The sequence below is a fragment of the Enterococcus sp. BSD2780061688st2 D3 genome, from assembly GCF_005844145.1.
Lineage (GTDB): Bacteria > Bacillota > Bacilli > Lactobacillales > Enterococcaceae > Enterococcus_B > Enterococcus_B durans.
On sequence record NZ_SPHN01000001.1, the window covers coordinates 113,720 to 137,461 of the forward strand.

The 23,742-nt window shown below is 38.2% G+C and carries 16 protein-coding genes, 1 pseudogene and 1 other annotated feature; of the genes and pseudogenes, 8 read left to right on the top strand and 9 right to left on the bottom strand.

Going from position 1 to position 23,742, the window contains the following annotated elements; translation table 11 throughout:
• Window positions 1-80 precede the first annotated feature (80 nt).
• The gene (locus tag FGQ66_RS00510) at window positions 81-560 is read left to right on the top strand and encodes a MerR family transcriptional regulator (protein ID WP_081133824.1); all 480 of its coding nucleotides are present in this window, start codon (window positions 81-83) and stop codon (window positions 558-560) included.
• Window positions 561-636: 76 nt separating this feature from the next.
• Here the strand turns inward: FGQ66_RS00510 and FGQ66_RS00515 are convergent, their stop codons facing one another.
• Window positions 637-1,176 (bottom strand): PadR family transcriptional regulator, encoded by a 540-nt coding sequence (locus FGQ66_RS00515; protein ID WP_081133823.1) that lies wholly within the window; start codon window positions 1,174-1,176, stop codon window positions 637-639.
• A gap of 103 nt (window positions 1,177-1,279) precedes the next feature.
• On the opposite strand from FGQ66_RS00515, the gene FGQ66_RS00520 reads away from it, so the two are divergent.
• Window positions 1,280-1,819 (top strand): phenolic acid decarboxylase, encoded by a 540-nt coding sequence (locus FGQ66_RS00520; RefSeq protein ID WP_005875449.1) that lies wholly within the window; start codon window positions 1,280-1,282, stop codon window positions 1,817-1,819.
• Window positions 1,820-2,118: 299 nt separating this feature from the next.
• Here the strand turns inward: FGQ66_RS00520 and FGQ66_RS00525 are convergent, their stop codons facing one another.
• On the bottom strand, window positions 2,119-3,198 hold the full coding sequence (locus FGQ66_RS00525; RefSeq protein WP_249361087.1) for a class C sortase: 1,080 nt from the start codon (window positions 3,196-3,198) through the stop codon (window positions 2,119-2,121).
• A gap of 281 nt (window positions 3,199-3,479) precedes the next feature.
• Here FGQ66_RS00525 and FGQ66_RS00530 point away from each other — a divergent pair, with 281 nt between their 5' ends.
• Window positions 3,480-5,132, top strand: coding sequence for a putative glycosyltransferase family protein (locus FGQ66_RS00530; protein ID WP_081133820.1), 1,653 nt, complete (start codon window positions 3,480-3,482; stop codon window positions 5,130-5,132).
• A gap of 319 nt (window positions 5,133-5,451) precedes the next feature.
• Here the strand turns inward: FGQ66_RS00530 and FGQ66_RS00535 are convergent, their stop codons facing one another.
• The gene (locus tag FGQ66_RS00535) at window positions 5,452-6,276 is read right to left on the bottom strand and encodes an endonuclease/exonuclease/phosphatase family protein (protein ID WP_138301389.1); all 825 of its coding nucleotides are present in this window, start codon (window positions 6,274-6,276) and stop codon (window positions 5,452-5,454) included.
• 212 nt (window positions 6,277-6,488) lie between these two features.
• The gene (locus tag FGQ66_RS00540) at window positions 6,489-8,651 is read right to left on the bottom strand and encodes a PTS transporter subunit IIBC (RefSeq protein WP_138301390.1); all 2,163 of its coding nucleotides are present in this window, start codon (window positions 8,649-8,651) and stop codon (window positions 6,489-6,491) included.
• Between the two features lie 280 nt (window positions 8,652-8,931).
• On the opposite strand from FGQ66_RS00540, the gene mdxK reads away from it, so the two are divergent.
• From mdxK to FGQ66_RS00560, 4 genes are all read left to right on the top strand, one after another.
• A complete protein-coding gene (gene mdxK, locus FGQ66_RS00545; protein ID WP_002329971.1) occupies window positions 8,932-11,226 on the top strand; it encodes a maltose phosphorylase MdxK in 2,295 nt (764 codons plus the stop codon).
• On the top strand, window positions 11,219-11,884 hold the full coding sequence (gene pgmB, locus FGQ66_RS00550) for a beta-phosphoglucomutase (RefSeq protein WP_081133816.1): 666 nt from the start codon (window positions 11,219-11,221) through the stop codon (window positions 11,882-11,884). The genes mdxK and pgmB overlap by 8 nt, the downstream gene beginning before the upstream one ends.
• Window positions 11,877-12,911 carry an aldose epimerase family protein gene (locus FGQ66_RS00555; protein ID WP_138301391.1) on the top strand — a complete coding sequence of 345 codons (1,035 nt, stop codon included), beginning with the start codon at window positions 11,877-11,879 and terminating at the stop codon, window positions 12,909-12,911. Before pgmB ends, FGQ66_RS00555 begins: the two co-directional genes overlap by 8 nt.
• 68 nt (window positions 12,912-12,979) lie before the next feature.
• Window positions 12,980-13,999 (top strand): LacI family DNA-binding transcriptional regulator, encoded by a 1,020-nt coding sequence (locus tag FGQ66_RS00560; protein ID WP_138301392.1) that lies wholly within the window; start codon window positions 12,980-12,982, stop codon window positions 13,997-13,999.
• Window positions 14,000-14,217: 218 nt separating this feature from the next.
• Here the strand turns inward: FGQ66_RS00560 and nhaC are convergent, their stop codons facing one another.
• The 5 genes and pseudogenes from nhaC to tyrS form a co-directional block, all read right to left on the bottom strand.
• The gene (gene nhaC / locus FGQ66_RS00565) at window positions 14,218-15,600 is read right to left on the bottom strand and encodes a Na+/H+ antiporter NhaC (protein ID WP_138301393.1); all 1,383 of its coding nucleotides are present in this window, start codon (window positions 15,598-15,600) and stop codon (window positions 14,218-14,220) included.
• Between the two features lie 337 nt (window positions 15,601-15,937).
• Window positions 15,938-16,048: pseudogene (locus FGQ66_RS15620) on the bottom strand (DUF3788 family protein); the annotation flags it as partial.
• Window positions 16,049-16,080: 32 nt separating this feature from the next.
• Window positions 16,081-17,499: a tyrosine-tyramine antiporter gene (tyrP, locus tag FGQ66_RS00575; RefSeq protein ID WP_081133812.1), complete on the bottom strand. Its 1,419-nt coding sequence runs from the start codon at window positions 17,497-17,499 to the stop codon at window positions 16,081-16,083.
• Between the two features lie 310 nt (window positions 17,500-17,809).
• The gene (gene tdc, locus FGQ66_RS00580) at window positions 17,810-19,684 is read right to left on the bottom strand and encodes a tyrosine decarboxylase (RefSeq protein WP_005875437.1); all 1,875 of its coding nucleotides are present in this window, start codon (window positions 19,682-19,684) and stop codon (window positions 17,810-17,812) included.
• Window positions 19,685-19,975: 291 nt separating this feature from the next.
• On the bottom strand, window positions 19,976-21,232 hold the full coding sequence (gene tyrS, locus FGQ66_RS00585; RefSeq protein WP_081133811.1) for a tyrosine--tRNA ligase: 1,257 nt from the start codon (window positions 21,230-21,232) through the stop codon (window positions 19,976-19,978).
• A 104-nt stretch (window positions 21,233-21,336) separates the two neighbouring features.
• Window positions 21,337-21,541: a binding site (T-box leader), on the bottom strand.
• 321 nt (window positions 21,542-21,862) lie between these two features.
• On the opposite strand from tyrS, the gene FGQ66_RS00595 reads away from it, so the two are divergent.
• A complete protein-coding gene (locus FGQ66_RS00595; protein WP_138301394.1) occupies window positions 21,863-23,161 on the top strand; it encodes a polysaccharide deacetylase family protein in 1,299 nt (432 codons plus the stop codon).
• The last annotated feature ends 581 nt before the right edge of the window (window positions 23,162-23,742 follow it).

Here is a 23,742-nt window from a genome sequence, read left to right on the forward strand (position 1 = left end):
TTGCGTTTGTCAACCTACTTGACACATAAGTTAATGAAAGTATAATAGAGGAAACAGGAAGGACAAAAGGAGTGACTAAAATGGTTGGTGCTTCTCTCAAACGATTGTTAGAAAATGATCAATTACTAGTCGGAATTAGTGAATTAAGTGAACTCGTCGGGGTTTCTCCTCGACAATTACGTTATTGGGAACAAAAAGGATTGATAGACTCCATCTCAGCAGATAGCAATTGTCCTCGAAAATATCGTTTGCCAACAGTCGTAAAAGTTGAAATGATCAAACTTTATTTAGATGAAGGCTATACTTTGATGAAAGCCGCGGAAAAAGCAACGATCCGTCAAAAGAAAATGCATCACGTCAGAAAGGTTTTCTCAAAAGCAATCAAGGAAATCGAGTTGATCGATGAACGTTATACCGTCCTCTTGATTGGAGATTTCAAAAAAGAAGATGCACAGATCTATATCATTCATGATGAAGAAACAGATGAACTAACGTATAAAGTTTTGCCTGTGGGTGAAAAAACAGATGTAAAACAATTGATAACTGACCTTTATTCATAGAAGTCAAAAAAATGTAGTTGATGGCCTAGCCTTCCTCCAGTTGTTGGATGTGGCTTTCTCATCAGCTACATTTTTTTCATTTTTCTTCTAATACATTGGTCAACCAATTGGTATATTCTGTTTCACGATTGATTGCATGTGAAAGAATCAGATAATGCCCGTAGTTCTCATGTTTTTCCTTTTCTGTAGGGAATATCACTGCTTTTCGTGCTAATAGGTGGACACGCTTTTCTTCATGGAGATCTCTTTGCTGTTCAATGATCTCTCTCAGTGCCGGATCATTGACGTCTTTAACAAAGTACAGCTTTAACACAAATTCATCCCGATTGACTGGTAATTCATTCGTAGGCGTATGGATCCATTCGTTTAATAATATTTTTCCTTCTTCTGTTAATCGATAAATCTTTTTTTCCAATTTCATACCAGTTATTTCAACTTCATGTTCGATGATTCCCCGTTCTTCCATTTTTGCCAGTTCTGGATAAATCTGACTATGTTTCGCTTGCCAAAACTCACCGATTTCATTTTTAAATGATTGATTCAGTTCATATCCTGACATGCTTTTCTTGCTCAGCAACCCTAATAAAATATAGCGCAATGTGTTTTTCCTCGCCATCAGTCTTCCTCCTTGACAAATCATTCAATTCATTCTATCATAAATGAGTAATCAAAAACATGTAGTTTATTACATGTTTTAAATTAAAAGGAGATGCTTAGGCATGAAAGAATTTAAAGAGTTTAAAGAATTAGAAGATTTTATCGGTACACATTTTATCTACACATATGACAACGGTTGGGAATATGAATGGTATGCAAAAAATGACCATACTGTCGATTACCGTATCCACGGTGGGATGGTTAAAGGACGTTGGGTCAAAGATCAAGAAGCAGACATCGTAAAATTAACTGACGGGGTATTTAAAATTACTTGGACTGAACCAACAGGTACAGATGTTGCATTAGACTTTATGCCAAATGAAAAGAAATTACACGGCACGATCTTCTTCCCTAAATGGGTCGAAGAACATCCAGAAATCACTGTAACTTTCCAAAATGAACACATCGCTGAAATGGAAGCTGCTCGTGAAAAATATGAAACTTATCCAAAATTATTGGTACCAGAATTTGCCACGATCACTTACATGGGCGATGCTGGCGTAGATAATGAAGATGTCATCAGCGAAGAACCTTATGAAGGTATGCCTGCAGATATCCGTGAAGGCAGATACTTTGACGAAAATTACAAACGTGTAAAATAAGCGATTATGTAGTTTGGTTGGATCAAAAGTAAAAATCACTTTGATCTCACTACTCAAAAAAGGGCGTGGGACAAAAGTAAGAAACACTTTTGTCTCATTCTTTAAAAACGAATAAACGGTGGGAGCAGAAGCAACTCCTTCGGAAATAAGCCGAAATTCACAAAAATTTGAAAAGCAATTTTCGTGAATTTCGGCTTATTTCTCGGAGTTAAACACTTCTGTCCCAACCTCTTTTTACTCTTCTGATATTTTTGTCAGGATCCCAACAATCAAGTCAGTCAAAGTTTAAGTTTACTCGTTTATTCTTTGATCTGATAACGATTCGTTTCATTATCCAAAGTCCTTATTCTTTTGTGTCGTTTTATAAATAGCATCTGTTGCTGGTTCAAGCGTGTGACTCCAAATTTCACTCGTTGGTTTGGTTCCTCCATAGGAACTAGCCAGTAAGAATCCCCCTTAAGCTGCGTAAAAGTAAGCTGGCCTTCTTCATTCGTAACCCCTTCCAAAGGAAGGCCGTGATGGAGGACTGCTTTTTTCTTTTTCACGCAAAAACGTTGATTGCCTATCGGGGTCCCTTTCTTATCCAAGAGTATGAACGTAAAATCAAATAGCCGCTTCTTCAACAGGAAACGATACACTGTACGAAAAATACTATAAATGATCATTCCAACAAGTAAGGCAACTCCTAAAAGAATCAATAGATGGATCAGTTGACTTTTTCTCGCTCCATCATTTTCTATTGCTTGGACTTCTTCATTATAAGGAACTCGTTCACCAGTGACTAATAAACGATGCGAATTGATCATGTACGGTGTACAAGTCAACAGCGTGACGATATCCTTCTCATTTTCCAGTTTGATCCCAGATGTATCATCAGGTTCTACTACTTGGATAGTGCTAACTTTATATGCTAACTTTTCTCCCAACACAGTTAAAATAAAAAGATCTTCTTTTTTTAACTTTCCTAAATCAGTGAATAGTCGCCTCGTTGAGAGACCACTGTGAGCAGAAATCACAGAATGGGATGGCACACCTCTCAATGGAAAAGAAGTGCCCTGTAATACACCTGCTCCCTTTTCAAGAACTCGCTGGTTCAAGGTATCATATAATGCAACATTCACGTTGATTTTTGGAATATGGACTGCTCCGATAAGCTGGGCAGATGAATGTGTATCAGTCAGTTGATTGTCAAAGGGATCAACTCCGGGAGCCAGACCAGCTTCTACCTTTCGTTGATTTTCTTCTTGCATCTGTGCTTTTAATTTTTCTTTTTTCTTTATAGATATTTGTTGTGCTTGCTCAATTCGTTTTTGATCGATAAAACCGTTCAGCGAGTCGCTATAGAATGGATAGAGGGTGATCAACAAACCTATCAACATACATATTAGCAAGAACACCTGAAAGACTAATCTTTTTTTCTTCAACTCAGACTCACCTTCATCCCCCTTTTTCTTTTATTATAAATGTCTAATGGATAAATGAAAACGAAAAGCCGATTCTTATTTTTTATTGATAAAAAAACACTTCTTCTCTGTGTAAAATCACTTGATAATTTCTTGTAACATTCATAAGCTTTTTCATATATTTTCTAATTTCTTGCCTCAATTTTCCGTAAGCTTTATGATGAAGCTAACTAATCTATAAAAAGGAGTATGAAAAATTGAAAAAATATGTTCCGTATTTGACAATTTTGCTTTTCGCAATTTTATTTATTCTGCCAAATATCCTTACACATAAGTTAGTTATTGGAGCGGATGCCCCATTTCACTACAATCGGTTCTACGATGCAGCCGAACAGTTCGCCAATTGGGATTTCCATTATTTCCCTTCTATGTATGGATTTCAACAAAGTGGACGGATCGTAAATGCTGTCTATGGTCCATTATTTGCTTATTTCCAAGGATTGATCGTCTTACTCTCAGGTAGTTGGTTCCATTACCAAATTTTATCTAATTTTATTCTTTTCCTGATTTCTGGGTGGTCGATGCTGACTTTACTAAAATATGTTCACGTCAAAAACTGGGTAAGTGTGCCTATTTCTGTTTTGTTCATGACAACTTATTCGATCCAATATTGGGCTGTCAATCAAGGCTTTACTAGTTGGGGTACTTGTTTTTATCCCTTATGTATGATTCCAATGGTGGATTTTGTTGTCCACCGACGCTTTCCCGTTCTTAAGGTCACTGCCTCGATTGCATTGATGACTCAGATCCATTTATTGTCTTCTGTGATGCTGGCACTGATGTATGTTCCTTTTTATCTTTACTATTTCTTTGATCAGAATGAAAAAGGAAAAGCTTTGTTGCAATTAGGAAAATCAGTCTTGCTCTATTTCGTGTTGACTGCGAATATTTGGGGTGGTTTAGCCCTAGTCTATAGTGGCAACAAAATACTGCCGCCTTTCGTGAATCGTGAGATGAGTCAAAAAGCAATCAACTTGGATGGAAGCTACTGGTTGACCTATCCCAAAATCTTCTCATTGATTCTATTTATTGGTTTCTTATTATTCTTACTGTTTCGACGTAGATATGATCCTTTCACTAAGTTACTACTTCGTTCAAGTATCGTCTTTTTCTTACTATCAACAAGTCTGATTCCTTGGACCACTTTAGTAGAAAAACAGGTGCCTTTTATCAGCTTGATCCAATTTCCATTTCGCTTTTTTGTGCCATTTACGTTACTCTTCTTACTCTTTTTGGCACTTGCACTGAACCATTGGGAAAAGAAAACGTGGTATCGGACACTTAGCGTATTGTTTTTACTGGTTGCTTCAGCCCAAACGCTTCAAAACTTATACAAACATTTAGACAGATGGGAATCTGAGACGTTTGTCAGCCGTCACACTTATTTATTCGATACACCAGAACAAGCCAGAAAAACATTTTACAGCCAAGACATGTCAACGAGCTTATTCGTCTTCCAAAAGACAACACCTGATTATTTACCGATTTATAAAGACACCACAGCCAATAAATACGATCGTTACAATGAAGAAATACTAGAAGGTGAAACAACCTTCATCAAAACACACCCTGACGGACGTTTAACGATCAAGTGGAAAAATAACGGTCAGAAAACAGTCCATTTACCAGTTATTGTTTACGACCGTACAGTATTGTTGCAAAACGGCAAACCTTTGACAGATTATGAATTGACAGACATCGGTACGCCAATCGTCAAACAGCATAATGGTATCAATGAGATCACCTTATATTATGACTTGCCGCTCTTCTTTTATTTCATCATCGGGTTGACCTTCATTGGTTGGCTGATTTTATTCATCATGTTTATTAGGAGTCGGATACATTCATAAAAAAATGAGGTCGAGACAAAAGTCGTTTATGAGAAATTGGAGAAAAAACGAACAATACATTTTTTGTATTGCTCGTTTTTTTTAAATTTCCGAAAAACCTGCCTTTCGGACGTCGTTTATTGAGAGAGGCTAGGACAGAAGTGTTTAACTCCGAGAAATAAGAAGAAATGAACGAAAATTGCTTTTCATATTTTTGTGAATTTCGGCTTATTTAAAAAGGAGTTGATTCTGCTCCCGCCGTTTATTCGAGAGTATGTAGCAAACCTGATTTTTAGATTTGTCCCATATTCTTATTGTGACAATATTCCTTCGTTTCTCTTCACTCCAACGTGACTGCTACCCCATAATGATCACTGACAATCGGGCCATTTTCCCCGTCAAAAATACGTTGATAACTTGTAACAAAGCAATCTTGTGGTACATAAATATAGTCGATACGTAGCCCCTCTTTATTGTTTTCCCAGCCATCGATTTTCTTTTCGATCGTTGCTTCAGCTTGTTTTTTTTGAGCGATTGGATACGCATCACGAATAGGCAACTGACTTTTTGCCACTAAATCGTACCCGCTGCCTTCAGCAGGATTGTTGAAATCCCCTAATAGATACAGTGGTGTTGCGAGGGGCGCTAAACTTGCTTCTAATTCTTTCCACTCAAATGCAAATCCGCTTTTTTCATCTGCCCACCAAGAAAAATGACAGCTTGCTACAGTAATACATTGTGATTTGACAGAGGTTTGACCCACTAATATTTTTCGAGTATGGTAATCCTCTTTTTCTTTTGTTTCGGAGACTAGGTGCGTTTGACTAGTTAGTAGTTGTTTGGAAAGAAGCGCATTGCCTTCCTCATAGATAGCATAGCCGATATGACTCATTTCCCAACTCCAATAGTAAGTTTCACCTTGTTCTTCTAAGAGCTGGATCAAGCAATAGGCAAAGTTATCCGAGCGGACAGGCGTTTGTTCCTGCACCTGACTAAAATTCTTCAGCTGCTCACTGGTTAGTCGTTTTGCGTCCATTGTTTGATTGACTTCTTGCAATGCGATCACATCATATTGTTCATGACAGATTTTTTGAGCGATCTGTTTTAATTTTTCTCGTGGTTCCTCTTCTAACCAGCTATGCGTATTCAACGTCATTATTTTCATATAATTCTCCTTCTTAATGGGATGGGTCGAAACATTGCTCCCACCTTCTAAATCCATATAGGTAGAGACCCCAAAGTAGTTCACTCAAAAAATAAGCCAATAATCCCTGAAATAGGAAAAGCAATTTCGGGATTATCGGCTTACTTCTAGGAGTTACACACATCGAACACATTCTTTCGATATGAAATACACACATGAACTTCTGAGATTCTTTACAAGTTTATTTTCCCGATCACTGTTCCTCGTTCAGTGTCTCCTAATTTATTGATGGTCAGCCCATTGACTTTGTCATCTGTAAAGACTACTATGATCGTCGTTTCTTTTCCTTCGTTCTTGATTGCATCTAGATCCATCTGAGCAATCGTTGTTCCTGCTACTACTTCTTGGCCTTCAGAAACTAAGATCTCAAATGCTGGCTGGCTCATCTGAACAGTGTCCAGTCCCATATGGATCAAAACTTCTGCTCCTTCTGCTGTTTGCATGCCAATTGCATGCTTGGTTGGGAAGACACTCGCGATTTTACCAGAAAGTGGTGCCGTCACTTCTCCAGTGGCAGGAATGACAGCAAAGCCATCACCCATCATCTTTTGTGAAAAGACTGGATCATTCACATCTGTTAAAGCAATTACCTCACCAGTTGCTACAGTGAATAATTCTTTTTCGATACCTAAAACATGTTTCTCTTCATTCTTCTTATTTTTATTTGTTGCCTCAACTGTTGGCTCTGGAATATCAGCGCCTGATTGTAGTAAATCTTCAATATCCGATTTCAACACATCAGCTTTTGGTCCATACACGGCTTGCACACCTTTGTCCTTAACGATCAAGCCCATCGCTCCAGCACGTTTCCATTCTTCTTCTGAACCGACTTTTCCAGGATCCTCGACACTGACACGTAAACGAGTCATACAAGCATCTACATCCTTGATGTTTTCTTTTCCACCTAACAAGTGGATGATCTTAATGATTTGTTGATCTGCATTAGTTGCAGAACCTGACGGCGTTTCTTCACTGTCGTTATCATAATTTCCATTACGTCCTGGTGTAGCATAATTGAATTTTTTGATCAAAAAGTTTGCCACAAAATACGTCAATACTCCAAATAATATGACACAGATAACAAAATTGAGCAAGTCGATACCTAGTCCTGCTTTGATCGCTAATGGTGTACGTGTCAATAGTTCAATGTTCCCAAATGAATGGACACGTAAAGGTAGAATATCTGCCATTGCAAAAGCTGCCCCTTGGATCACGGAATAAACAATGTAAAGAGGTACAGCTGCAAACATGAACATGAACTCTAATGGTTCGGTTACACCTGTTAAGAAAACTGCAAGTGCTGCTGAAAAATACATTGATTTATATTTAGACTTTTTGTCTGGATCAACATTACGGTACATCGCTAGTGCTAATCCCATCAAGATACCGGAAGAACCAATCATTTGTCCCACTTTAAAACGAGCAGGTGTCCAGTTCGTCAATACGAATTCATATTGCGACATGTCGCCGGCGCCTTTCAAGTTGACCAAATCAGTCGCCCACGCCAACCATAAAGGATCTTGTCCAAATACTTGTGTTCCCGCTTGCGCACCAGATAATATCTCATAGGTACCACCCAGCTGCGTATAATTGATTGGGATCGTCAACATGTGATGTAAGCCAAATGGTAACAATAGACGTTCCAATGTACCATATAGGAATGGTGCTAAAATCGGAGCGCTTTCTTTTGACTCTGCAATCCACAATCCAAAGTTATTGATCCCTGCTTGGACATTTGGCCATACAATAGCAAGAATCAATGCAACAATCGTTGACCACAAAATAACTACAAAAGGAACAAATCTTTTTCCATTAAAGAACGATAATGCGTCAGGTAATTTACGATAATTGTAATATTTATTATAGGCCATCGCCCCAACGAACCCTGCAATAATCCCAACAAATACCCCCATATTTAGTGCTGGTGCTTCTAATACACTGGTAAAGAACCCTTTAACCATGATTTTCGTGCCAAACAAGGTATGCGTAAATGCGTCTTCATTTGCCAACATCTCATTAGTCACACCAAAAATTGCTCCTGTGATCCGATTGATCAATATAAATGAGATCCCCGCAGCGAATGCTCCCCCTGCTCGTTCTTTTGCCCAACTACCACCTATCGCTAGTGCAAATAAAAGATGTAAATTTCCGATAATTGCCCAACCAATATTTTCGATCACGCCACCCGTTGTAACTAAAGGTGCAAGATCAGGATTGATCAACGGAATCGATTTACCGATACTGATCATCAAACCTGCCGCTGGCATAACTGCCACAACGACCATTAAAGCCTTTCCAAATTTTTGCCAAAACTCAAAGCTAAATATTTTTTTCATTTCCTCGTCTCCTTTGTGCAATCGGTTTCGTTGTTAGTTATTATAGCGTGTATTTCTTTTTTTGTAAATGCTTTATTTCGTATTTTTATGTTTTTTCTGTAAGTACCCAATCGTTCTTTATACATTATTTCTGTTCATATTATAGTAGTAAATATTGATACAATCGCTTTTGTTTTGTTTTTTCATCCACTTCAAAATTTAATTTCACTTTTCTAGTTGACTTACGCAATCGGTTGCGTTTATTATGGACGTATAAACGACAACGTCTAGGAGGAGAACAATGAAACAAATTAAACGGTTATTTCAGATCGACCCTTGGAAAATCAGCACGAATAAATTAGATAAAGAAAATTTACGCTTGCAAGAATCATTGACCAGTATCGGTAACGGATATATGGGTATGCGCGGAAATTTTGAAGAAGCATATTCTGGTGATCATCACCAAGGAACCTATTTAGCAGGTGTTTGGTACCCTGACAAAACACGTGTTGGCTGGTGGAAAAACGGCTATCCTGAATATTTTGGAAAAGTAATCAATGCAGTCGATTTTATCGCTATGGATCTTTTTATCGATGATCAGCTGATTGATCTAGCTACACTTACTACTGAAGATTTTTATTGGGAATTAAACATGAAAAACGGTGTTTTGACACGTAGTTATACAGTCACTACCTCATCAAACAAAGTTCGTCTTTCATTCGAGCGCTTTTTAAGTATTGTCAAAAATGAAGCCGCTTATATTCGCTTAACCATTGAAATGTTGGAAGGAAATGGAACTGTAAAAGTTATTTCTAAGCTAGATGGCAATGTCCAAAACGAAGACAGCAATTACGATGAACACTTTTGGAATGACATCGATCATGGCGTCAAGGAAGAAATAGCGTACTTAACGACTAAAACGATCCCGAATAATTTTGAGATCGAACAATTTACAGTGACCGCTGGGATGCGCCACTACGTTGATGGAAAATTATATACGCCAAGCTACCAAGAGGGCACCTTAGCAATCGAAGGTTCATTCACCTTTGACTTAAATGAAAATGAAACACTTCTTATCGACAAAGAAGTATTGATTTTCACAAGCCGAGATATCCCTGAAGCGCAACAAGCGACACATCTCTTTAAAGAATTCAACGAATTGAACGTTCACTATCCCCAAGCAAAAGAGGAGCAAACAGCCGCTTGGTCTAAACGATGGGAATTGGCAGATGTAGTCATTGAAGGAGACGATGAAGCACAACAAGGAATCCGTTTCAACCTCTTCCAGCTATTTTCTACTTATTATGGCGAAGATGAACGTTTGAATATTGGACCAAAAGGCTTCACTGGCGAAAAATATGGTGGTGCAACTTACTGGGATACTGAAGCCTATGCAGTGCCTCTGTACCTCGCTTTAGCGAAACCTGAAGTCACTAAGAATCTCTTGAAGTACCGCCATAACCAATTGCCACAAGCAATCCATAATGCACAACAGCAAGGGCTAAAGGGCGCGTTATATCCAATGGTCACTTTCACAGGTGTCGAATGCCACAATGAATGGGAAATCACCTTTGAAGAAATCCATCGAAATGGCGCAATTGCCTACGCTATTTATAATTATACTAACTACACTGGCGACATCGACTATTTAAAAAATGAAGGTTTAGAAGTCTTAGCAGAAATCGCTCGCTTTTGGGCAGACCGAGTCCATTTTTCTAAACGAAACAATCAATATATGATCCACGGGGTTACAGGACCGAACGAATATGAGAATAATATCAACAACAATTGGTACACGAATACGATTGCTTGTTGGGTACTACGTTACACACGAGAAAATTATTTGAAGTTCAAAGAAGAGAGCACTGCTAAAATCAGTGACGATGAATTGGCACATTGGCAAGAAATTGCTGAAAATATGTACTTCCCAGTAGATGAAGAATTAGGGATTTTTGTTCAACACGATACTTTCTTAGACAAAGATCTCAAACCAGTAGCGGAACTATCTGCAAGTGAATTGCCATTGAATCAGCATTGGTCATGGGACAAGATCCTTCGTTCTTGCTTCATTAAACAAGCAGACGTTTTACAAGGTATCTACTTCTTCAATGATTCATTTACAAAAGAAGAAAAACAACGCAACTTTGATTTTTACGAGCCAATGACTGTCCACGAGTCTTCCCTATCTCCTAGTATCCATGCTATCTTAGCTGCTGAACTAGGCATGGAAGACAAAGCCGTTGAAATGTATCAACGCACTGCTCGTTTAGATTTAGATAACTACAACAATGATACAGAAGATGGCTTACACATCACTTCAATGACAGGAAGTTGGCTTGCTATCGTACAAGGATTCGCGCAAATGAAGACAGATCATGAACAATTAAGATTTGCACCATTCTTGCCTAAAACATGGTCTGCTTATTCATTCCATATCAATTATCGCGACCGCTTGTTATTTGTCGCCGTTTCAAATGAACAGGTAACATTGAACCTCTTATCTGGCGAAGCATTACCGCTAGAAGTCTACGAAAAAGCGTATGTCCTTACTGATCATTTGACTATTCCATTACGAGAAGGTGAAGCGAATGTTTAAAGGTGTATTATTCGACTTAGATGGGGTCATTACAGATACCGCTGAATTCCATTACCGTGCTTGGAAAAAGCTAGGTGATGAGATCGGTATTCCCTTCGATCGGTCATTCAACGAACAATTGAAGGGTGTAAGCAGAGAAGATTCTCTGACTCTCCTTCTTGCTCATGGAAAAAAAGAAGAGCAATTCTCAAAAACAGAATTTCTCGAATTAGCGAAAAGAAAAAATGAGTATTATCTTGAAATGATCCAATCGATCACACCAAAAGATGTTTTTCCAGGGATTTTAGAATTATTAAAAGACTTACGAGCAAACAATGTCAAGATTTCACTAGCATCTGCAAGCAAAAATGGCCCTTTCCTACTTGCCAAGATGGATTTAGAAAGCTACTTTGATGCGATTGCTGATCCGGCAAAAGTCGCTAATGGAAAGCCTGCACCAGATATTTTTCTACTTGCTGCGAAAGAAATCGGTTTGACCCCTCGTGACTGCATCGGGATCGAGGATGCAAAAGCTGGAATCGCTGCGATCATTGCTAGTGGTGCGCAACCTATCGGCGTAGGACGTTCAGAAGATCTTGGGGAGGATATTCCAATCGTACCTGATACAGCTTCATTGACTTTCGATTACTTGAAAAAAACGTGGCAGCCAAATGCCTGAACCTTCTATTTCAGTGACTCCTATCCCCAACACTGAATTAAAAAAAATCACATTGAAGAACGACGAATTGACCGTCGTTCTTCTAAATTATGGCGCTAGACTTCACCAAATCTTTGCTCCAGATAACAAAGGACATTTAGAAAACGTCTTACTTTCTTATGATGAACTTTCAGATGTTTTAACCGATGAAAGTTTCTTTGGAGCCACAGTCGGTCCCGTAGCAGGCAGAATCCGAAATGCTACATGGGGAAATCATCAACTTGAAAAAAACGCCGGCAACCACCATATCCACGGAGGAACAAATGGATGGTCTTTCCAATATTGGGATGTCGAAGTGTTCAAAAATCCACAGTCGATCGGCGTTGTCTTTTATTTACAAGACACTTTTTCCGATTATCCTGGTCCTATCACAGCAACGATCACGTATCAGCTAACTGCGAATAGCCTGGAAATGATCACAAAAACGAACAGTCCCGTCGAGACGATCTGCAATCCAACCAATCATGCCTATTTCAACCTTTCTGGGAATGGTAAACGCGACATTGATACACATGAACTGGCTGTCCAAGCAGAAAGTCTATTGGTATTAGATGAAGATAAACTACCCACAGGCGAGCAAATCACTCAAGCAGATTTACCGATCAATTTCAAGAAACCACATACAATCGAAGAAATTCTCAACGCTTATCCAGAAGGACTTGATGACGTTTTTGTTCTTACTACACCGAAACGTTCAAAAAAGGTGCTGTGTCTTTCAGAAAAACAATCTGGACGCCAGTTGTCTATAGCAACAACAAATAGAAGTGTGGTATTATTTTCTACGACTGGTTTTGAAGCTGATTTTATGATCAACGGGAAACATATGCATTCTAACTATGGTTTAGCCATCGAGCCACAAGAATTTCCGGATCTAGTCCATTTACCAGAACTCGGTTCGATCGCTTTGTACCCTGGCCAAGAAAAGATCAATCATACGACCTATCAGTTTACTATTTTACCGAATGAACAGATAGCAAATACTCAATAGTTGCTTGTTTTGATTACGAATAGTTCAGAAAAGAAGAGATTTTTATTTAGAAGAAAGGTGTTTAAATTATGGCAATTACGGTAAAAGATGTTGCAAAAAAAGCGGGAGTAGCTACCTCTACTGTCTCGCGCGTCATCAATGACCATCCAAGTATTTCCGAAGCAACCAAAAAGAAAGTCCGAAAAATCATGGATGAACTTGGCTATGTACCGAATATCACTGCTAGAAATTTAGGTAAACGGGTTTCTAGTGCCATCGGCGTGATATTGCCGCCACTTGATTCTAAAGAACGAATCGGTAATCCCTTCTACTTAGAGATCATGGATGCAATCAATGAAGAAGCACGTCACCACGACATGACAACAGCCATTGCAACAGCGAAAAATTTTGATGTCTTATTAGAAAATGTCCAAAGAATGCACTTACAAAAACAAGTCGATGGCTTTATCTTAGTGTACTCTGATAGCGAAGACCCAGTCATCGATTATTTGTATCAAAACGAGATTCCCTTCACCCTGATCGGTCAACCTTATCAGCATGAAAATGAGATTATCTACGTTGATAACGACAACCAGCTATTGGGAAAACAGGCAACTGATTTTCTTATCCAAAATGGGCATGAACAGATTCTTTTCGTTACGAACACGACCCACGAAAGCCTCTATTTCGAACGCTATTTCGGGTATCAAAAAGCGATGATGATGGCTGGATTAGATGTTCACCCTAGCGTTGTGATCGAAAAGGCAGAAGACTATCTATCCTTTGACACTATCTTAAAAAACGCCGGTGCTACAGCACTTGTGGTAATCGATGATATTTTTGCACTCCGCACGATGCAATTAGCGCAAATGTACGGTTATCTTGTTCCAGAAACCTTATCGATCATCAGTTTCAATAATTCGATTTTTTCTACACTGACTCATCCTTATCTCACAAGTATCGATATCGATATTTCCGAATTAGGGCGAGTAGCCATGCAAAAATTACAAGAATTGATCCATAACGAGATCAGTAGCGGCGTGCGCCTAGTCATCCCTCATCACTTGATCAAGAGAGAAACAGTTGTGCCACTGAACCCCAAGCAATAACTGGTAGAAATTGAAATGAAAAGATAGAATAACCAAAAGATGAGATTGAGACAAAAGTGTTTCTTACTTCTGTCTCGACCTCTCTCTTAATTTATAGTTCCCATGCTTGTACATATTTTCTTTAGTTTTAAAAAATAAAAAAGGAGCCAAGTCACCCAACAGACTCAACTCCCTAAATATAAGTAACTACCGCAGCAACAATGAATTACTTGTCTATCTTAGTTTACTCCTATCTGGCTCTTTTCCTTCTTATGATTCAATAAGAACCCGCCAATAATAGTGAAAATTGGCGCTAAGATCGCAAAGAACGCGAATGGTAAATACTGTAACGCACTGACTTTCATCGTACCCATGATAAATGTGCCACTTACTCCCCACGGCACTAATGAATTGACAGTAGCACCTGCATCAGCCAATGTTCGCGTCAGATATTTTTTATCTAGACCGCTTTGCTCAAAGGAACGTTTGAATGTTTCTCCTGGCAAAATAATTGAAAGATATTGTTCACCGACGATAAGATTGATCCCGATACAGCTTAAAGCTGTAAAACCAATCAAGCGTGACGGACGATCCATCTTTTCTCGTAATTCTTGGACAATCGTCTCTACGATCGTATATTTGATCAGCAATCCTCCCAATGCGAGAGCCAGTAATATCAAACTTGCAGAACTAAGCATACTCATAATGCCACCTCTAGAAAGCAACTCATTGATTTTTGGATCTGCTGTTTGGGCAACATATCCATTCATCAAAATATTGGCTACTCCTTGGATCGTCAATCCAGGCTGGTGGATAAATGCCAAGACAATTGCCGTAGCCGAACCAGTGAGCAGCGTTGGGATGGCTGGTATTTTTTTGATTGCTCCACCGAATAAGACAAGCAATGGAATCAGTGTCCATGGAGAAATCCAAAAACCAGCTTTCATATTTTGGATCATCTCAGTAATTGCTTGAAGATCAGCTGTGTGACTACTATGGCCAAGAAAAATATAAAATAACATAGATATCACAAATGCTGGTAAGTCGGTATACCGCATTCCGGCAATGTGTTCAAATAAATTGACTTCACCGATCCCAGCAGCTAAGTTTGTCGTATCAGATAACGGTGAACAATTATTTCCTAGAAACGCTCCAGAAACAACAGCACCCGTTGTCATCGCATCATTAAAACCTAAAATATGTCCTATACCTAGGAATGCGATCCCAATCGTTGAAATCGTCGTGAATGAGCTGCCAACTGTGATACCAACGATCGTACAAACTAAAAATGCCGTTGGTAAAAAGAAGCGGACAGAAATCAATTGGAATCCATAAACCATAATTGTCGGAATGGTTCCAGATAATATCCATGAAGCAACTAAGACACCGATCAAAAGAAAAATCAAAATCGGGATGATTCCTGGTGTAATCCCTTTTACGATTCCGTCATGGATGTCATCCCAAGAGAATCGTCTAAATCGACCATAAAATAACAAACACATAAAAGCTGTAAGTATCGGGATATGTGGGGATAATTGAAAACCAATGATCAATATACCCAATATCGCTAATAACACAACTAATACAGCTATACTCTCTTTTAACGCTATTTTTTTATTCACTGTACGTCTCCCATTTCTTGTAAAAAAGGCCCTACCATGAAAAACAAACTGTTCATTTGGTAGGACCAACCTTGTAATAGAATCATCTGAGGGAAAGCACCAGCTTAGAGATCTGCATTGTTTAATCTCTTTGTTTGGTGCTACTCCCTACAACTAACTGATCGTTAAAAAGTTATTTGTGTAAAAAGAGCTAGACAGCTTTCATATTCAAACCCTCAGCTCAGAATAAACATTTCTTAAAAAAACAGCACTCTCAAAAACAAGCCGAACAATCCCAAAAATAGGGAAAGCTATTTTCGGACCATTCGGCTTGTTCCTTGGAGCTAAATGAGCGTGAGAGCAGAAGCAACTCCTTCTTAAATAAGCCGAAATTCACAAAAATTTGAAAAGTAATTTTCGTTAATTTCTTCTTATTTCTCGGAGTTAAACACTTCTGTCCCAGCCTCACAGTTTAAACTTTTTTTCCAACTTCTTATTACACTATTCTTCTATACTTTTTTCTACTTCAGTTCCCCATGAATCCTTTTTGAATCGATTGATGATCAAAGGAATAACAAACATCACGATTGCAATGATCGCAACCAATAACGCATCTGTCAATGTTGATGTTCCTAAAGTTGAGAAGACAACTGCAATGATCGAAAAGATCAACATGCAGCTAACGACCCAAGCTAAGCCATTTCCGTTTTTACCAATTCGATAAGGACGTTCTAACTCTGGGTGACTCTTTCTCATTTTTATCAAGGAAACTGCAATCAAGATATATACGATACAATAAATAACTGTTGTTGCATTTGTTAACGTCAAGAATACGGCACTTACATCATCCATTACCCCATAAAGTAAGGCAAACAATGAAATAACGATTGATTGAGTTAACACGACATTTCTAGAAACGCCATATTTATTTTCTTTATGGAAGCCAAATTTTGGTGGTAAGAATCCTTCTCGTGCTACTTGGATGATGGTTTTTGATGGACCAGTAACCCAAGCTGATAACTGTAAAAGTACCCCAATGAATACCATGAAACTAAAGATGTTCCCAATAATCGATGGTAAGCCAAGGATATCGCAGTAAATCAAGATAGGTTGAGTAATATTCGCCAATTCCATTTTTCCATTTGGCACAACATTTGCAACTAACATCGCATTGATCACGTTTAACAGTACCAAACCGATCAAAGCAATAAAGACACCTTTTGTATAGTTCTTTGTAGCATCTTTTAAGCGTGGCATATAAACAGAACTCATTTCAATACCTACAAAAATAAATGTGATACCTGCAAGATATTTCAATGACTCACTGTGTTGTAAGTCTGGAAAAGCTTTTGACCAAGAGAAGTCACCTAAATAGCCATTTGATACCAAACCAACTTTGAATGCTGCAAACAAGCCTAAAACAAACATGATCACAACTGGGATATATACGCCTAACCAGACACCGATATTCCCACCAACTTTGGCCATATCAAACTTCAAATTCAAAATAGTGATAATCCAATAAATAACTAAAATACAAGCTAATACAAATAAATGATTATTGCCAAGTTCCACATTTCCAAAAGTATTTCCTAGTAATGGGCCTAATGTTGAAGCAACCATGACCATCCCTGGGAACATTTGCACCCATAGTAGCCATGCAACTACAAATCCCCATTTACTTCCTAGCGCTGTTTTTACCCATAATTGTGGGCCACCTTCTTGAGGTAACATCGTTGAAAGTTCACCGGAAACCATTGAAATAGGACCAGCAAAGAATAACACTGCAAAAATCGAATAAAAAATCAATGTCCAACCAACTGCAGCTAACGTCGGAATACTCCGAACTGTCGCACATAACGCCATCGTCAGACCGACAAAGGTCCCTAGACCCATTTTACTTACTTGTGATTTACTCACTTTTGACACTCTCCTTGTTTTTTTGGATAAAAAACGGTGTCTTCAAAGTAATCGCAAGTCGCAATAACCGAAAGCAAAGAGGTTGCTTGATTAAAAATTGTTATAACGTACAAAGGTATTTGATAAATCGAACTTCAGCGCGCATCAAAAAATAAAAAAGCAATGCTTTTTTTCTAGTCAATTTCAATTATTTCCACAACCTCAGCTGTTTTGAACTTATTGCTTGAAGCGATTTTCTTCAAAGACAATCTCAAAACAAAAGGTAGCTGACCCCGTCTTTTTCAGACGGAATCAGAGCCACCTTATTCGATTATTTTGCTTCGCTTGCTAATAATTGATCTGCGTAGATTTTTTCCAATTTTTCTTGAAGAGCTGCTTTGATTTTTTCAGCATATTCTTCAAAATGTTCTTCTTTATTCATGTATGGTGTCATAACACTTGCACGCAAGACAGTTACTTTACCAGCACGGTTCCATTCTTCATCAGAAAATCCTAATTGATTTACAAATTGTAATGGACTATTTCCGTAATCTGGGATGGCAAAGTCTGTATGTGATGTCAAGAATTCATTTCCATAGATGCTTCCTTTGACATATGAAGAATAGTCATACACATCATGGTTCAATTTATTCATTGCAACTAAATCGTCGTTACCTTTTTCCTTGAATACATAGTCAACCATATTGAAATCTGGATATGTCAATGGGTGTACTTCGATTTCTTTATCGCCAACTTTGAATGATAAGTTATTCAAGAAGTTATAGAATCGATGTGCCCCTTCGATTGAAGCACCCATCAATTTACCATAACCAGTTACGTTTAAAGGCAATACATGGTGAGCAGCCCACACACTAGCAGCTGTCGCACCAGCTTTTGAACCTTCTAAGATATATGCACCTAGTAAAGCAGGAATGTCTGCACCTTTTTCAAATACGTATGTTGCAAAGTAAGAGATCACATCTCTCATGCGTACGTCTTTGATAACGATACCGCCGGCTGAGTAAGGAACATACCCCATTTTATGTGGGTCGATCGTTACAGATTCAGCTTCTTCGATTGCTTTATATGCACTGTGAACTTCTTCTAAAATATAATTTTTGTTTTCTGTGAAGACGTTATGTTTGAAATGTACGTCTTTCAATTCTTCAAAAGGAATGAAGTTGTTGTCTTCGTCTAAGAAAATCGCACGGCCATAACCGCCATAAGCAGCATCTACATGCAAGTAGAAATAAATACCGTCTTTTTCTAGTACGCGACGCAATTCAACGATCTTATCGATTCCGTCGATTGCTCCTTCTTCGGTTGAACCAACTACACCGACAACACCCAAGATTGGTGTTTTTTCAGCTGCTAAACCACGAACGATTTTTTCAAGTTCGTTGATATCCATGCGATAGTTGTGATCAACTGGTACAGGGATAACTTGGTCTAACCCAACACCGATAATGTCGGCAGCTTTTAGCCATGAATAGTGTTTTGTTTGTGGTACTAACCATTTTCCTAATTTTTGTAAGTTTTTCCCGCTTCGTGCAGAATGTGCTTTGATGTCATCAATTTTATCAGGAACACTATCTAACAAGTCCATGATTTCTTTTGTAGACATGTTCATTAATTCCCAATCACTTTTACCAGCAACTAATTCAGGCGTTACTTCTTGCATCGCAAGAGGTAAAGATTTGATATTACGTGCATACCAAAGTCCTTCTAAGTTTGCTAAAGAGCCATCGGCAACAATGTGTCCCCAGCCATCTTTATAGCTCATTAATTTTGCAAATTCTAATCCTACTTCTTCTTCCATTTGACTTGTTGCTGGAGAAGACTCGTAAGCGACGTTATTACCATTCCATAACATTGCGAAATTATACGCTAGTAAAGATGGCATTAATGTTTCAGAGTTCATGTGGCCCCAGTAGCGACCGGCATTATGCCATGGTACGGAATGAGTACGCATACGTGCTGAAATTTCTGATAAAACATCTTTCGTGCGGTTCACAGTGTGTTCAAAACTTGCACTGCTTTTTTCTTCTGGCGTAATGATAGGCATGTCCTGAGGCATGTAGTTTTGACGCCATCCTAAGTGTTCGTCCACTAAATCGTTTAACAAAGCTTTATAGATTTGGCCGTTCTCAGCTTTGTCCCCGATAAATAGGGCGTTAAGGTTTAGATCATTTGACAATGATTCCATGTGAAACCCTCCTAAAAAAAATATTTAAATTTTGTCGAGACCCACATTACACCTGTTTTTTATTTCTGTAAACTAAATCACAATCGTTTTTCTAATAGAAATTTCATAAACGCCAATTGTCTAAATTGTTTACACATTTAAAAAAATTAAAAAAAACGAGGGAATTTACAAAAGTAAATTCCCTCGCAAGGATTGTATTAACGACAACCAGCGTTTCCTTTTTAGGATGGGTTTCAAAATTGGAATCTTGTAATAGTCTTAACCTTTTTCAAGGCAAAAATTTACTAAATTCTAATCAACTACTTTGGCCAAAAAGTAGTTTTTCTTACCTTTTCGAATAACCACAAACTTACCATCGAATGCATCAGATGGATTTATGACAAAATTTAAATCGGTAACGCGGTCACCGTTAATACTAATAGCTCCGTTTGAAACATCTTCACGCGCTTGGCGTTTTGATGGTTCAATTTTTGTGGAAACAAGTAGTTCCACGATATTTTCAGGATTGCTTGAAATTTCTACGTTTGGCATTTTTCCAAACCCTTGTGCAATTTCAGCTGCATTTAATTCTTTGATATTTCCAGAGAACAATGCATCTGTTATTTTTTGCGCTTCTTTCAAGTCTTCTTCACTATGCACGAATCTCGTCACTTCTTCTGCTAAGCGGCGTTGTGCTTCACGTTTTTCAGGTTCAGTCTCTACTTTTTTCGCTAGTTCAGCGATTTCTTCTTGTGTCAAGAAAGTAAAGAATTTCAAGTATTTCACTACATCACGATCATCTTGGTTCAACCAGAATTGGTAGAATTCAAATGGGGATGTTTTTTCAGGATCAAGCCAGATTGCGCCACCTGCAGTTTTACCAAATTTAGTTCCATCTGCTTTAAGCATCAACGGAATCGTTAAACCGAACGCTTCTGCCTCTGGCCCTTCTAATTTACGGATTAAGTCCAATCCAGCTGTGATGTTGCCCCATTGGTCGGCCCCACCGATCTGTAATTGAACATCGAATGTTTTGTGTAAATGTAAGAAGTCGATTGATTGCAGGATTTGGTAAGTAAACTCTGTAAATGAGATACCTACTTCCAAACGACTTGCGACGATATCTTTTGCCAACATCGTATTGATGTTGAAGTTTTTACCGTAATCTCTCAAAAATTCAAGTAATGAGATTTTTGATAACCAATCGTAGTTATTCACAAATGTAATATTTGCATCTTTTCCGAACAATTTTCTCATTTGATTTGATAGTGCATCTACGTTATGTTGCACTTGTTCCATTGTTTGTAACACTCGTTCTGTCTTGCGTCCACTTGGATCACCAATCGTTCCTGTTCCGCCACCAATAAGAATATATGGATGATGGCCCGCCAATTGAAATCTTTTCATCATCATAAATGGGATCAAGTGTCCGATGTGCATAGAATCTCCAGTTGGATCAACGCCGCAATAAAGTGAGATACTCTTTTCGTCAACGAGTTCACGAAGTCTTTCTTCGTTCGTTTGTTGATTAATGGCGTCGCGCCAAGTTAATTCATCGATAATATTCATTTTAATGCCCTCCGTATAATTTTTTTATGAAAGCAGGAACCTGCTAGCATGCTTCATTTGTACTACTAAGTGGAAACGACAAAAAATCCCTTGGTTAATCTTAACCAAGGGACGAAATTTCGCGGTACCACCCATTTTATATGTTTTGTAGTAAAACATATCACTCGAACATTTAACGCTGTCGCGTGGCATCACTGCCATAGGCTCCTAAAATGTAATTCGCTTTAAAGCATGTACTAGTTCTCAGCAACCACTAGCTTTCTGAAACATCGGCTTTAATAACTACTTCGTTTTGATCATTGCCTGTTATCTAATTAATATGTGTCTATCATAGAACGGCATTTTTTCTTTGTCAACAAAAAAGTAAAAATTTTTTTATTTTAGTTTTTCTTGGAAATAAAAACAGCGAAAATCCGAACATTTTCACCTCTCTCACTTTATAACTTTTACAAAATAGTACTTCTCATAAAAAGCGCTCTAATTAAAGAAAACAAGAGAAAAATCAAAAAAAACAAAAGTTTCTTTTACACTTGTTTCTATATTCGTTACAATGGTTATGGGAAGTTTTTCAAAAGGTTAAGAAAAGCTTACGGGGGTTTTTGAAATCAAAAAGTAGTAGGGGACGATAAAATGAAACATACACAAAAAATCATATTGGCTGTCACTTCTGTATGCACTGTTATTATTCTAGGTGTAAGTATCTTTTTTGTTACACAAGCAGCAACAAACAATAAATTAGAAAACACTAGTCAAACAACTCAACACTCAAGCAGCAGCTCAAAACCTGTTGAAGATAAACAAACGACGAAACAGCTTGATCAAGCAAAACAGCTTGCTGCAAGTTATCGTTATGATGAAGCCATTGCCTTACTTGAAAAAGACGACACCAAAGAAGCGCAACAATTGTTAGCAACCTTGAAAAAAGAAAAAGAATCCTTGGTAAAATGGGAAGACCCAGCCAAAATCTCACACGTCTTCTTTCATAGTCTGATCGTTGATCCAGCCAAGGCTTTTCATACCCAGCAAGCACAAGGGTATAAAGATTATATGGTCACTATTTCCGAATTCAATAAAACCATTGACCAGCTATATAAAAATAACTATGTTCTTGTTAATCTAAATGGATTAGTCAAAAAAGGAACAGATGGAAAACTGACCTTTACAGGTGTTTCTCTTCCAGAAGGAAAGAAACCGTTAATTCTTTCGCAAGACGATGTCAGCTATTATGAATACATGGACAATTCAGGATTTCCAAGTAAGTTGATTGTCGATAAACAGAACCAAATCAAGAATATTTATATCGACAATAAGAAGGAAACTGTTGGTGACTATGATATGGTTCCCCTGATCGATTCATTCATTAAAAAACATCCCGATTTTTCTTATCAAGGCGCCAAAGGAACATTAGCTTTAACAGGCTATAATGGTGTACTAGGTTACCGTACATCAAAATCAGAATATGGCGATAACGAAAAAACAAACAAAGAAATCGAAGCAGCCAAAAAAGTTGCTGATCAATTAAAGAAAGACGGTTGGAGTTTTGCTTCCCACACATGGGGACACTTGAATATGACACAAGCTTCTTTAGCCGATATCCAACAAGATAACGAACGTTGGCAAAATGAAGTTGCACCTATTTTAGGCAAAACAAATATCCTGATCTATCCATTCGGTGCTGACATCAGCGATTGGCAACCTTATTCTGAAGCAAATCAAAAATTTGCTTACTTGAAACAACAAGGATTTGATATCTTCTGCAATGTTGATGCCTCAACTCCTGCATGGGGACAACTAGGAACTGACTACTACCGTAACGCCAGAATCAACATTGACGGTATCCGCTTCGCAGCTGACCTAAAAGGAGAAAATCCAATACTTGATCAATTTATCAACGTCAAAGAAGTGTATGACCAAAAAGATCGAGGATAAGGTTGTGAAAAAAAGGTTGTGAAAAGACCGTTCAGCTCCGCCGACAATAAGAATGGATTTTTCGAAACAGCTCTCCATGTTTTGAAAAATCCAGACTTATTTCAAGGAGTTGGGCTTTGAACACCGTGGATAAAGGTTGTGAAAAGAGCTTTTTGACCTGAGCAATAAGGATGAAAATCTCGAAATAGCTTTCCATATTTTGAGATTTTTTGACTTATTGTTGAAGGTCAGCTCTTTGAACACCGTGGATAGAGGTTGTGAAAAAAGGTCGTGAAAGAAGCGCCCAGCTCCGAGCAAATAAGAACTAGATTTCTAAAATAGTTTCTCATATTTTGGAAATCTAGCGCTTATTGCTGAGGAGTTGCTTCTTGAACACCGTGGATAAGGTTGTGAAAAGACCGTTCAGCTCCGCCGACAATAAGAATGGATTTTTCGAAACAGCTCTCCATGTTTTGAAAAATCCAGACTTATTTCAAGGAGTTGGGCTTTGAACACCGTGGATAGAGGTTGTAAAAGGAGCGTTTTGACCTGAGCAATAAGGATGAAAATCTCGAAATAGCTTTCCATATTTTGAGATTTTC

Excerpts from the sequence above, each read along its gene's own strand:
- FGQ66_RS00510 (WP_081133824.1), top strand. The coding sequence starts at position 81 with ATGGTTGGTGCTTCTCTCAAACGATTGTTAGAAAATGATCAATTACTA.
- FGQ66_RS00515 (WP_081133823.1), bottom strand. The coding sequence starts at position 1,176 with ATGGCGAGGAAAAACACATTGCGCTATATTTTATTAGGGTTGCTGAGC.
- FGQ66_RS00520 (WP_005875449.1), top strand. The coding sequence starts at position 1,280 with ATGAAAGAATTTAAAGAGTTTAAAGAATTAGAAGATTTTATCGGTACA.
- FGQ66_RS00525 (WP_249361087.1), bottom strand. The coding sequence starts at position 3,198 with ATGTTGATAGGTTTGTTGATCACCCTCTATCCATTCTATAGCGACTCG.
- FGQ66_RS00535 (WP_138301389.1), bottom strand. The coding sequence starts at position 6,276 with ATGAAAATAATGACGTTGAATACGCATAGCTGGTTAGAAGAGGAACCA.
- FGQ66_RS00540 (WP_138301390.1), bottom strand. The coding sequence starts at position 8,651 with ATGAAAAAAATATTTAGCTTTGAGTTTTGGCAAAAATTTGGAAAGGCT.
- mdxK (WP_002329971.1), top strand. The coding sequence starts at position 8,932 with ATGAAACAAATTAAACGGTTATTTCAGATCGACCCTTGGAAAATCAGC.
- pgmB (WP_081133816.1), top strand. The coding sequence starts at position 11,219 with ATGTTTAAAGGTGTATTATTCGACTTAGATGGGGTCATTACAGATACC.
- FGQ66_RS00555 (WP_138301391.1), top strand. The coding sequence starts at position 11,877 with ATGCCTGAACCTTCTATTTCAGTGACTCCTATCCCCAACACTGAATTA.
- FGQ66_RS00560 (WP_138301392.1), top strand. The coding sequence starts at position 12,980 with ATGGCAATTACGGTAAAAGATGTTGCAAAAAAAGCGGGAGTAGCTACC.
- tdc (WP_005875437.1), bottom strand. The coding sequence starts at position 19,684 with ATGGAATCATTGTCAAATGATCTAAACCTTAACGCCCTATTTATCGGG.
- tyrS (WP_081133811.1), bottom strand. The coding sequence starts at position 21,232 with ATGAATATTATCGATGAATTAACTTGGCGCGACGCCATTAATCAACAA.
- FGQ66_RS00595 (WP_138301394.1), top strand. The coding sequence starts at position 21,863 with ATGAAACATACACAAAAAATCATATTGGCTGTCACTTCTGTATGCACT.